The 10,552-nt window shown below is 73.7% G+C and carries 12 protein-coding genes; 4 read left to right on the top strand and 8 right to left on the bottom strand.

What is annotated here, in order from left to right; genetic code table 11:
- Window positions 1–61: 61 nt before the first annotated feature.
- The 3 genes from ACFUC1_RS10075 to ACFUC1_RS10065 all read right to left on the bottom strand — a co-directional run bounded on the left by ACFUC1_RS10075 (window position 62) and on the right by ACFUC1_RS10065 (window position 2,052).
- Window positions 62–448: a hypothetical protein gene (locus ACFUC1_RS10075; RefSeq protein ID WP_379119228.1), complete on the bottom strand. Its 387-nt coding sequence runs from the start codon at window positions 446–448 to the stop codon at window positions 62–64.
- Between the two features lie 123 nt (window positions 449–571).
- Window positions 572–1,702, bottom strand: a complete 1,131-nt coding sequence (locus tag ACFUC1_RS10070) for a CaiB/BaiF CoA transferase family protein (RefSeq protein ID WP_379119226.1) — start codon at window positions 1,700–1,702, stop codon at window positions 572–574.
- Between the two features lie 161 nt (window positions 1,703–1,863).
- On the bottom strand, window positions 1,864–2,052 hold the full coding sequence (locus ACFUC1_RS10065; protein ID WP_310151424.1) for a BldC family transcriptional regulator: 189 nt from the start codon (window positions 2,050–2,052) through the stop codon (window positions 1,864–1,866).
- 342 nt (window positions 2,053–2,394) lie between these two features.
- Here ACFUC1_RS10065 and ACFUC1_RS10060 point away from each other — a divergent pair, with 342 nt between their 5' ends.
- From ACFUC1_RS10060 to ACFUC1_RS10045, 4 genes are all read left to right on the top strand, one after another.
- The gene (locus ACFUC1_RS10060; RefSeq protein WP_379119223.1) at window positions 2,395–3,486 is read left to right on the top strand and encodes a Glu/Leu/Phe/Val dehydrogenase; all 1,092 of its coding nucleotides are present in this window, start codon (window positions 2,395–2,397) and stop codon (window positions 3,484–3,486) included.
- 221 nt (window positions 3,487–3,707) lie between these two features.
- Window positions 3,708–3,899, top strand: coding sequence for a DUF3073 domain-containing protein (locus tag ACFUC1_RS10055; RefSeq protein ID WP_310151429.1), 192 nt, complete (start codon window positions 3,708–3,710; stop codon window positions 3,897–3,899).
- 151 nt (window positions 3,900–4,050) lie between these two features.
- Window positions 4,051–5,514, top strand: a complete 1,464-nt coding sequence (locus ACFUC1_RS10050) for a purine-cytosine permease family protein (protein WP_379119220.1) — start codon at window positions 4,051–4,053, stop codon at window positions 5,512–5,514.
- Window positions 5,511–6,077 carry a cysteine hydrolase family protein gene (locus ACFUC1_RS10045; protein WP_379119217.1) on the top strand — a complete coding sequence of 189 codons (567 nt, stop codon included), beginning with the start codon at window positions 5,511–5,513 and terminating at the stop codon, window positions 6,075–6,077. The genes ACFUC1_RS10050 and ACFUC1_RS10045 overlap by 4 nt, the downstream gene beginning before the upstream one ends.
- Before the next feature lie 65 nt (window positions 6,078–6,142).
- On the opposite strand, the gene ACFUC1_RS10040 is transcribed toward ACFUC1_RS10045, so the two are convergent.
- The 5 genes from ACFUC1_RS10040 to ACFUC1_RS10020 form a co-directional block, all read right to left on the bottom strand.
- Window positions 6,143–6,625 carry a hypothetical protein gene (locus ACFUC1_RS10040; protein ID WP_379119215.1) on the bottom strand — a complete coding sequence of 161 codons (483 nt, stop codon included), beginning with the start codon at window positions 6,623–6,625 and terminating at the stop codon, window positions 6,143–6,145.
- Between the two features lie 70 nt (window positions 6,626–6,695).
- Window positions 6,696–7,187: a hypothetical protein gene (locus ACFUC1_RS10035; protein ID WP_379119213.1), complete on the bottom strand. Its 492-nt coding sequence runs from the start codon at window positions 7,185–7,187 to the stop codon at window positions 6,696–6,698.
- Window positions 7,188–7,211: 24 nt separating this feature from the next.
- Window positions 7,212–7,643 (bottom strand): hypothetical protein, encoded by a 432-nt coding sequence (locus ACFUC1_RS10030; protein ID WP_379119211.1) that lies wholly within the window; start codon window positions 7,641–7,643, stop codon window positions 7,212–7,214.
- A gap of 49 nt (window positions 7,644–7,692) precedes the next feature.
- On the bottom strand, window positions 7,693–8,805 hold the full coding sequence (gene purM / locus ACFUC1_RS10025) for a phosphoribosylformylglycinamidine cyclo-ligase (protein ID WP_379119210.1): 1,113 nt from the start codon (window positions 8,803–8,805) through the stop codon (window positions 7,693–7,695).
- Window positions 8,806–8,949: 144 nt separating this feature from the next.
- Window positions 8,950–10,548 (bottom strand): FG-GAP-like repeat-containing protein, encoded by a 1,599-nt coding sequence (locus ACFUC1_RS10020; protein ID WP_379119208.1) that lies wholly within the window; start codon window positions 10,546–10,548, stop codon window positions 8,950–8,952.
- Window positions 10,549–10,552: the final 4 nt, after the last annotated feature.

Genomic DNA, 10,552 nt, shown 5'->3' with positions numbered 1-10,552 from the left:
GTCGGAGAGGTCTCCGACCGGCCGTCCGGCGTCTGGGCGGGAGCCGCCCGGGAAGGGGGGTCTAGGCGGACTCGACGTCCACGCCGAGCAGGCCGCTCGGGCTGGCGATGTACTGGCCCGTGCGCGCCCCGAGGGCGAGGCGGCGACGGACCTCCTTCATGAGGTCCTCGTTCGACGCGAGCATCAGGGTCTCGAGGGGGCTCAGCGGTGCCAGGACGTCCAGGCCGCTGCCCTGGGCCGCCTGAAGGACGAGCTCACGGACGGGGAGGCCGAGCTCACGCGCCAGGGCGGCCATCGCCCGGGGCTCGGGCCACTCCGGCAGGACCGGGGAGTCCAGGATGGCCTCGAGGGTCCACGCGTCGAGGGCCGTGCGCTGCTGCAGCGTCTCCCGGCTCAGGCCGAGTCGGTGCATGTGCTCGAGGACGAACGAGCCGAGGCTGTTGGTCACGGTGGGCTCCCCTGGGGTCACGAGGCAGGTGGGTGTGGGATGACTAAACCGCCGAAGCGGTCCACGGCACCGCGAACTTTGCCAAGCCTTGAATGACTACTCAACCGTTCGGCCGAACGGGCCTCACTCTTCGGTCCCGGCCATCCCGGGCAAACCGGGACGGGTGGTGCGCCCGGCTCCGTGACCGCCCCCGGGCCCCGCCCCCGGGCCCTGTGAGAAGCGCGGGACGACCCCCGGTTGCGTCGGGCCGGAGTCGCCCGGGGCCGGGACGTAGGTTCCGCGCTCGGCGAGGTGGGCGTCCTGCGCGGCCTCGGCGAGGGAGAGCACCGGCGCGACGCAGGCATCGCGGTCGGCGAAGTGGGCCGCCCACTCGTCACGGGTGCGGCCGGCGAACGCCGCGGACAGCCGGTCCGCGAGGTCGGGCCAGAGGGACCGGTCCAGCTGCCGCCGGACGAGGTCGTCCACCTCGGCCGCCCCCAGCCCGAGACCGACGAGCACGCGCCCCCAGAAGTGCGGCTCGACCGCCCCCACCGCGACCCAGCGGTCGTCGGCAGTCCGGTAGCAGCGGTAGAACGGGGCGCCACCGTCGAAGAGGTTCGCGCCGCGCGGCCCCGGCCACAGCCCGGAGGCGACCATCGACTGGAGCATCGCCGTCGTCGAGGCGACTCCGTCGACGATCGCCGCGTCCACGACCTGGCCCTCCCCCGTGGCGCGCGCGTGCAGCAGGGCCGACACCACCCCGAAGGCCAGGAGCATCCCGCCCGCCCCGAAGTCGCCGAGCAGGTTCAGCGGCGGCACGGGCCGGCCGTCGGGCCCCGCGAACGCCTCCAGGGCACCCGAGACGGCGAGGTAGGTGATGTCGTGGCCGGCACGACCGGCATACGGGCCGTCCTGCCCCCACCCGGTCATCCGGCCGTAGACGAGGGCAGGCTGGAGCGCCATCAGGTCCTGCGGCCCCAGGCCGAGCCGCTCCGCCACACCGGGGCGGAAGCCCTCGAGGAACACGTCCGAGCGCGCGGCGAGGTCGAGGACGGCAGCCCGGCCGTCCTCGGACTTGAGGTCCAGCGCCACCGACCGGCGACCGCGCAGGAGCACGGCATGCGTCGGCGACAGGTCCTCACCCGGCCGGTCGACGCGGACGACGTCCGCGCCGAGGTCGGCCAGGAGCATGCCCGCATACGGGCCGGGGCCGATGCCGCCCAGCTCGAGGACGCGGACACCGGACAGCGGTCCGGGACGCGGCGCACCACTCATGGGGGCACGGTAACGGGTCGGGCACGGCGAGCCCGCCGGCGTCCCGTCCACCTCTGTCCCCTAGAGGTGGACGGGCTGCCGGCGACGCGGCTCGACCGCGAACGCCGGGGTTGCGTGGCCGGTCCGAGCCCCTGAAACCCGGGGCCGGCCTCACTCCCCCGTCAGATGACGTTGGACAGGAGCGCCCGGACCTCCGCCTCCCGGTAGCGGCGGTGGCCGCCGAGGGTGCGGATCGAGTTGAGCTTTCCTGCCTTGGCCCAGCGGGTGACTGTCTTGGGATCGACACGGAAGAGCGCAGCGACCTCTGCGGGCGTGAGCAGCTTCTCGACCTCCGTCGGACGAGTGACCATGTGTTCTTCTCCTACTTCAGGGGACGTCCACCCATAATCGGACAAGGACCTCCCATTGGGAACATTCCGAACGGGTCATCCCGCATGGTCCGGAAGTACTAGTCACGGGCGGTCCGCGACCGGCTCCCCGGCACGGCCCGCGGCACGGTCCCGACAGGCTGTGCGGCCGGTTTCCGGCAGGCTTCGTGGCCGGTTCCCGGCGGTCTTCGCGGCCCTTTCCGGCAGGCCCGGAGGAGGCCGCGGACGCGGCGCCCAGCACCCCGCCGGCAGGAATACGCTGGGAGCACGACGCGCGACCCGCGCCGCCCAGCCCAGCGCCACCGAGCCCTAGGAGTCACCACCGTGACCGTGTCCTCGCCGCCCTCGACCTCGATGTCCCAGCACGAGCAGGTCGTCTTCTGCAACGACAAGACCACCGGCCTGCGGGCCATCATCGGCATCTACAGCACGGCCCTCGGGCCAGCGCTCGGCGGGACGCGGTTCTACCCGTACGCCACCGAGGAGGCCGCCCTGGCCGACGTGCTGCGCCTGTCCAGGGGCATGGCCTACAAGAACGCCGTGGCCGGTCTGGACCTCGGCGGCGGCAAGGCCGTCATCATCGGCGACCCGGCGACGGACAAGACGCCCGACCTGCTGCGCGCCTACGGGCGCTTCGTCGAGAGCCTCGGCGGCCGGTACGTCACGGCCTGCGACGTGGGCACCTACGTGGCCGACATGGACGTCGTCAGCGAGACCACCCGCTTCGCCACCGGCCGCAGCGAGGCCAACGGCGGTGCGGGCGACTCCTCCGTGCTCACGGCATACGGTGTGTTCCAGGGCCAGCGGGCCTGCGCCCAGCACGTCTGGGGCAGCCCGACCCTCAAGGGCCGGACCGTCGGCATCGCCGGGGTCGGCAAGGTCGGCCGCATCCTCACGGGGCACCTGCTCGAGGACGGTGCCCGCGTCGTGGTCACCGACGTCAACGAGGAGGCGCTCGAGGCGCTCACGGCGGCCCACCCCGAGGTCGAGGTCGTCGCCGACACCGATGCCCTCATCCGCTCCGACATCGACGTGTACGCCCCGTGCGCGCTCGGCGGGGCGCTCGACGACGCCACCGTGGCGGCACTGCGGGCCACGGTCGTCTGCGGCGGCGCGAACAACCAGCTCGTGACCGAGGGCGAGGGCGGCACCGCCGACCAGCTGGCGGCCCGTGGCATCACCTACGCCCCCGACTTCCTCGTCAACGCCGGTGGCGTGATCCAGGTGAGCGACGAGCTCCACGGGTTCGACTTCGAGCGCGCCAAGAAGGCCGCGACGGCGATCTTCGACCACACCCTCGAGGTCCTCGAGACCGCCCAGCAGCGCTCGATCACCCCTGCCGCGGCGGCCGACCACATCGCCGAGGAGCGGATGGCGGCCAAGCAGGCCGGCGGCATCTGGCTGCCTGCCCGCTGAGCCCTCCCGACCCCGCTGACCGCGGCATCGTGCCGTGGCGGGACCCGCGCCTCGTCCGACCGGTTCGATCGGCGCGGGTCCCGCCGCAGAACTTGCGCGGCTCATGTAGCGTTGGACCCACGACACATACACAATTCCCGGGACCGCTCCGTGGAGCCGAGGCACCCCAGGTGACTCGTCCAGGCGATGCCGTCCCGGCAGACGCATGAGGGGGTCACGCCATGGGGCGCGGCCGGGCCAAGGCCAAGCAGACGAAGGTTGCTCGGGAGCTGAAGTACTTCTCCCCGAACACCGACCTGAGCGCGCTTGAGCGAGAACTACACGGTTCGTCGTACACCGAGCCGGAGCGAGTCTCCGACGACGGCGACGACGAGTACGACGACTACGGGAAGTGGGTCTCGGGTCAGCGATGACCTGATCCACGTCCTGCTCCACCCTCATGCACGGGCCGCCGGTCCGTGTCGGCCACGGTCCCGCGGGACCTGATCCATCCCGGCCGCCACGCCGTCGTGCCCTCCGCCGTGCCGCCGCTGACGCTGCCCGGCCGAGGGCTACGCTCCGCTCATGAGCGCAGGCACGCGGGAACGCACCCGCCGTCTCGGGGTCGAGACCACCGGCATCGAGATCATCGACGAGGCCGAACGGACCGCTCGACCCCGAGACCTGTTCTGGCCGTGGTTCGCGGCCAACGTGTCGGTCTTCGGGATCAGCTACGCCGCGTTCGCCCTGGCGTTCGGGATCTCGTTCTGGCAGGGCGTGCTCGTCTCCGTCGTCGGCATCGTCGTGTCCTTCCTGCTGTGCGGCGTCATCGCGATCGCCGGCAAGCGCGGGTCCGCCCCGACGATGGTGCTCTCGCGCGCGGCGTTCGGCGTCACCGGCCAGAAGGTGCCGGGCGTCATCTCCTGGCTGACCTCGATCGGCTGGGAGACCTTCCTCGCCATCACCGCGACGCTGGCCACGGCGACGATCTTCCGCGAGCTCGGCTGGGGCGGCGGCACCGCGACCAAGGTCGTGGCCGCCCTCGTCACCGCTGCCCTCATCGTGCTGGCGTCCGTGGCGGGCTACCACGTCATCATGCGGCTGCAGTCGTGGCTGACCTGGATCACCGGCGTCGTCACCGTCCTCTACGTCGCGATGACGGTGAACCACATCAGCTGGTCGAAGGTCACTGCGATCCCGGCCGGCTCGACCCAGGCGGTCATCGGCGCGCTGGTGCTGCTCATGACCGGCTTCGGCCTGGGCTGGATCAACATCGCCGCCGACTGGTCCCGCTACCAGCGCCGCGACGCCTCCGGCTCCTCCATCGTCGCCTGGAACACCGTCGGCGGGGCCCTGGCCCCGGTGCTGCTCGTGCTCTACGGCCTGCTGCTCGCCGGCTCGGACCCCAAGCTGCGCGACGGCATCTCGGCCGACCCGGTCGGCACGCTGGCCACCATCCTGCCGACGTGGGTGCTCGTGCCCTTCCTCGTCGCCGCGATCCTCGCGCTGGTCAGCGGTGCGGTGCTCGGCATCTACTCCAGCGGCCTGACCCTGCTCTCCCTCGGCGTCCGCATCCCCCGCCCGAGCGCGGCCCTCGTCGACGGCGTCATCCTCACCCTCGGCACGATCTGGGTCGTCTTCTTCGCCCAGGACTTCCTCGGGCCGTTCCAGTCGTTCCTCATCACCCTCGGGGTCCCGCTCGCCGCCTGGGCCGGGATCATGGTCGGCGACATCTGGCTGCGCCGGCGCGACTACGACGAGGAGGCGCTGTTCGACCCCCGCGGCCGCTACGGGGCGTGGGACTGGACCTCGATCGGCCTCACCGTCGCCGCGTCGGTCCTGGGCTGGGGACTGGTCGTCAACACCTTCGCCAAGGACGCCTCGTGGAACAACTGGCAGGGCTACCTGCTGGGCCCGCTCGGCCTCGGCGGCCGTGACGACGCCTGGGCGTACGCGAACCTCGGCGTGCTCCTCGCCCTCGTCGTCGGCCTCGTCGGCACCCTGGTCCTGCGGCGCGGCACCGTCCGCCGCCAGGAGGGCCGCGCGTGAGCGCTGGGCCCTGGCTGGTCGCTGTCGACTTCCAGCGCGTGTTCGGCGACCCCTCGAGCGAGTGGCGCGCGCCCCGGTATGCCGCGGCCGCGGCGAACGCCGTGCACCTCGCCGGGGCCTTCGGCGAGCGGGTCGTGTTCACCCGTTTCGTGGCACCCCAGCGTCCGACCGGCGCGTGGGTGCCGTACTACGAGCAGTTCCCGTGGGCGCTGCAGCGGGCAGACAGCCCGCTCTACGAGCTGACGGACGAGGTCGCACCGCACGCCGCTCGGGCGGCCTCGGTGACGGCCTCGACGTTCGGCAAGTGGGGTCCGGACCTGCGTGCCGTGGTCGGGGACCAGCCCGAGCTCGTCGTCGCGGGGGTCGCCACCGACTGCTGCGTCATCTCGACCGTGCTGGCAGCCGCCGACGCCGGCGCGTCGGTCACCGTGGTAGCCGACGCGTGCGCCGGCTCGTCCGACGACAACCACGCCAAGGCGCTGGACGTCATGGCCCTGTACGCGCCCCTGGTCTCCCTGACGACCACCGCCGACCTCCTCGCCACCCTCGCGAGCCCGCGGTGACCGAGCCGGCCTGACCGATCCGACCCGACCCGACCGATCCGACCGAGCCGGCCTGACCGATCCGGCTAGACCGAGCCGGCACCGAAGCCGGCCTGCTGCGCGGCGTGCGCCCGCGCGTAGGCCCACGCCTGCGCAGCGGGGTCGCCGCCCCGGCCGGGCGCCCCGCCGTGGTCGACCCCGGGGTCCGCCGGGACCCGGTCGGCACCGTCCCAGTCCGCGTAGCCGACGAACAGGCCGAACGCCGCCTCGGACCCGACCACCCCGTCCGCCAGGTCGCGCAGGGTCGACGGCTCGCAGGCCGTCCGGAAGGTGCCGGGCGCCCGCAGCTCCCCGTGCACCACCAGCCGCGCGACCGCCGCAGTGTCCCCCGGGCGCAGGCGGCCACCGGCGACGAGGCCGTCCTGCACGGCGCGCAGGACCGCCTCGCGGCCCCGGTCGTCCAGGGCCTCGAGCGCCTCGACGTGGGCAGCCTGCAGTGCGTCCGCCGGCGCGGTCGCGAGCAGGTAGCGGTACTGGCGGACCACCTGGTCCTCGGTCGGTGCGGTCATGGCTCCCCCTCCGTGACGGTCCGTGTGACCGCAGCGTACGGGTCGCAGCCGATCCTGGGGAGGCTTCGGCTCACCAGCCGCGCGAGCCGGCGGAGCCGGGCAGCGAGCGCCCGCCGCTGATGCCGCGGTAGCTCACGTGCTGCTCGACCGCGACGTGCCACGGCTCGGCGTACGCGGAGTCGTCCACGCCGTCCTCCTCGGGCGAGGGGTCCGAGCCGTCCCACGCGGCATACCCGCCGAACCGGCCGAACGAGGCCTCGGCGAGGATGACGCCCTCGGCCAGGGTGACGAGCACCGGCGCCGGGCAGGCGCCCAGGAAGTCGCCCGGCCGGCGGCGCTCGCCGACGGTGACGAGGTGGGCGATCCGCCCGACGTCGTCGGGGGTGAGGCGCAGACCGGTGACGAGCCCGTACTGGACGGCACGGAGCACGATCGAGCGGCGCGACCTCGGCATGGGCGCCAGCGCCTCGACGTGCGCGACCTCGAGGGCGTCGAGCGGCGAGGTGCGCAGCAGCCACCGGTACTGGCGCACCGACTGGTCCTCCCCGTCCCACCCGGGCACCCTCCGACGCTAGCCCCCGGCGGCTCAGCCGGGGAAGCCCCCCGTGACCTGCGCGAGGACCACGAGCTCGGCCCCGGAGCACAGGGCTGCCGCCACCAACCCGTTCGCCCACGGGGGCAGCGTCGTCGTGCGGCCGAGGCGGGAGGCCAGGGCCACCGAGGCGGCCACCGCCAGGACCGTCGCCACCGTGGTGGTCGCCAGCAGGCCGGTCAGCGTGCTCGCCGCCGACGGCAGGTCCTCCGGGTCGGTGGTGGCCCACCCTCCGGCCAGGCCGCGGGCGAGCCCGTAGGTCGCGCGGCCGAGGGTCTGGGCGACCGCCCACTCGACGGCGAGGGCAGCCGTGGCGAGGAGCCCCGCGATCATGGTGGCCACCCCGCCCCACCACATCGCCCGGACCCGGCGACGGTCGCGGGGCCCGGGGTGGTCCACCGGCTGGGTGGCGTCGGTGGTGGTCACGCGCCCATGGTGGGGGCCCGGTCGCCGGCACGACCATCCGCCGGCCTACTCAGGCGCGGTAGTCCCCCACGAGCTGGACCGCCCCGCCCTCGACGCCCTTGGCGCCGCGGACGACCTCGTGGCCGGGGTCCGGGGTGGCGTCGGCCTCGTCCACGACCTCGCCCGCGACCCAGGCGGGTATGCCGCGCGCGGCCAGGAACGCCGTGGCAGCGTCGACCTGCTCTGCGGGGAGCATCGCCACGAAGCCGACGCCCATGTTGAGGGTGCGCTCGAGGTCGTCCTGCGGGACCTTGCCCAGTGACCCGACGGTCGAGAACACCGCGGGCGGGGTCCAGGTGGAGCGGTCGACGCGGGCGAAGGAGCCGGGCGGCAGGACGCGGGCGAGGTTGGCGGCCAGACCGCCGCCGGTCACGTGCGAGAGGGCGTGGACGTCGACCCCGTCGGTGCGGAACAGGTCGACGAGGTCCGCGGCATACACACGGGTGGGAGTGAGCAGCTCCTCCCCGAGCGTGCGGCCGAACTCGGGGACCTCGCGGTCGAGCTCCCACCCGGCGGAGCGGATCACGTGCCGCACCAAGGAGTAGCCGTTGCTGTGCAGGCCGCTGCTGGCCAGCGCGAGGACGACGTCGCCGGCGACCACGCGGTCGGGACCCAGCACGTCGGCGTGCTCGACGACGCCGGTGGCGGCACCCGCCACGTCGTACTCGTCGGGCTCGAGCAGCCCGGGGTGCTCGGCCGTCTCGCCACCGACGAGGGCGACGCGCGCCTGCTCGCAAGCAGCCGCGATGCCGGAGACGATCGCGGCGACGCGCTCGGGGACGACCTTGCCCGTGGCGATGTAGTCGGTCATGAACAGCGGCTCGGCACCGCACACGACGATGTCGTCGACGACCATGCCCACGAGGTCGAAGCCGATCGTGTCGTGCCGGTCGAGCGCCTGCGCGACCGCGACCTTGGTGCCGACGCCGTCGGTGCTGGTGGCGAGGACGGGTCGGGTCATCCGGGCGATGGCGCTGGCGTCGAACATGCCCGCGAACCCGCCGAGGCCGCCGAGGACCTCGGGCCTGGTCGCGCGGCGCACGCTCGCCTTCATCAGCTCGACGGCCCTGTCGCCCGCCTCGACGTCGACTCCGGCGGACGCGTACGTGGTCGGCTCGCTCACGGGTCCCAGCGTAGAGCCCCCCGACACGCCCCCGGGACGCCGCCTCGTCCCCCTGCTCCTCCCACTTGTTGCCACCTGGTGGTCACCGGGACCCCGGATCGGCCGGTCCGTGACGAGATGGTGGCAACAAGTGGAGGGGTGGGGTCAGAGGATCGCGTCGAGGCCGTTCCAGCCGGTGCCGACCCGCACCCGGGGCAGCCAGCCCCCTGCGGCAGTCCTCGGGTAGAGCCACAGGTTCCCGGTGGCGTCGCGGGCCAGGACGTCGGGGACGCGGTCGCCGTTGAGGTCGCCCGGGCTCATGAGAGCGGTCATCGCGTTCCAGCCCGTCCCGATGCGCACCCGGGGCAGCCACCCGCCCCGGCCGTCGCCGGGGTAGAGCCACAGGTAACCGGTCGAGGCCTCGCGCGCGAGCAGGTCTGCGACGCCGTCACCGTTCACGTCACCGGGCCCGAGGATCGCGGAGTACCCGTTCCACCCAGACCCCACCCTGACGCGGGGGAGGAAACCGCCCACGCCGTTTCCGGGGTACAGCCACAGGTACCCCGTGGAGCGCTCGCGCGCCAGCAGGTCGACCCGCTGGTCGCCGTTGAAGTCGCCCGGCGCGACGATGGACGAGAAGACGTCCCACGCCGTCCCGACTCGTACGCGCGGCAGCCAGCCGCCGGTGCCGTTCCCCCGGTACAGCCACAGCTCCCCCGTGGACGTCAGCCGGGCCGTCACGTCCAGCGCCCCGTCGCCGGTGAAGTCGCCGACCGTCTCCAGGGCATTGAAGACCTGCCAGCCGGTCCCGACACGCACCCCCTCCCGGAGGGAGCCGGACCCGGTGCCCGCATAGAGCCTCAGCTCGCCGCTGGCCCGGACCCGGGCCAGGACGTCGTTGTCCCAGTCCCCGTTGAAGTCGGCCGTGGACCCGGACAGCGACGACGCCGGCACCGGGAAGGCGGTGAACGCATACGTCCCGCACGTGCGGTCCTGGTCGCGGACCGCGTCGTACCACTGCGAGAGCAGGACCTTGCCGGCGGAGAAGCTCGGCTGGGTGCAGCGGTCGAGCGCTTCCTCGAGGTAGTCGAGGGTCCCGGCGGTGGCCCAGACCGGTACGCCGGGCAGCCGCCACGAGCCGGTGACCTGCGCCCAACCCGAGGCGTAGGAGTACAGGCCGTACGCGACGCCGGCGTCCCGGAGCCCCCGCATGAGGCCCTCGACGACGTAGCGGTTCTCGCGCTGTTGCGCTGCCGTGCTGGTGGGCCAGGGCTGCCTGGGCCTCGGCTCGACGTCGATCCAGACGACCGGCGGGGCGAACCCCACCCGGTTCAGGGTGGCGAGCGGGTACGACGCCTCGGCATACCCGACGTTCGACAGCTGGCCGGCGCGGGTGGTGCTCGACCAGGGCCCACTGCCCCGGTATGCCGTGAGCTGGGCCGCCGTGGGGAAGGCCGCCATCGTGTACCCCTGCGCCGGGACGCCGTTCGCTGTGGCCCACGCGACCTGGTCGGCGAGGCAGGGGTTCTCGGTGAAGGGCAGGCCGAACGTCAGCCCCACCACGAGGAACTGCTGGGGCCCGGCCGGCATGGGCAGGCCCTGCCCACCCATGGAGGTGGGGCACTGGGGCCACGAGACGTCGCTGCCGAACAGGGGGAGCGTCGCGGCGGGCACGGCTCGCGGGTGTCCGGCGGCATCGGCCGGACCGGCGCCCACGGCGCTGCCCGTCACCGCCAGGGCGGCCAGGGCCACCGCTGCTGACAAACGT

Source organism: Pedococcus sp. NPDC057267 (genome assembly GCF_042668795.1).
Lineage (GTDB): Bacteria > Actinomycetota > Actinomycetes > Actinomycetales > Dermatophilaceae > Pedococcus.
This window is presented reverse-complemented; position numbering and strand designations above follow the sequence as displayed.

What these genes read in the sequence shown, in the direction of transcription:
- ACFUC1_RS10070 (WP_379119226.1), bottom strand. Translation starts at nt 1,702, where the DNA reads ATGAGTGGTGCGCCGCGTCCCGGACCGCTGTCCGGTGTCCGCGTCCTC.
- ACFUC1_RS10065 (WP_310151424.1), bottom strand. Translation starts at nt 2,052, where the DNA reads ATGGTCACTCGTCCGACGGAGGTCGAGAAGCTGCTCACGCCCGCAGAG.
- ACFUC1_RS10055 (WP_310151429.1), top strand. Translation starts at nt 3,708, where the DNA reads ATGGGGCGCGGCCGGGCCAAGGCCAAGCAGACGAAGGTTGCTCGGGAG.
- ACFUC1_RS10050 (WP_379119220.1), top strand. Translation starts at nt 4,051, where the DNA reads ATGAGCGCAGGCACGCGGGAACGCACCCGCCGTCTCGGGGTCGAGACC.
- ACFUC1_RS10040 (WP_379119215.1), bottom strand. Translation starts at nt 6,625, where the DNA reads ATGACCGCACCGACCGAGGACCAGGTGGTCCGCCAGTACCGCTACCTG.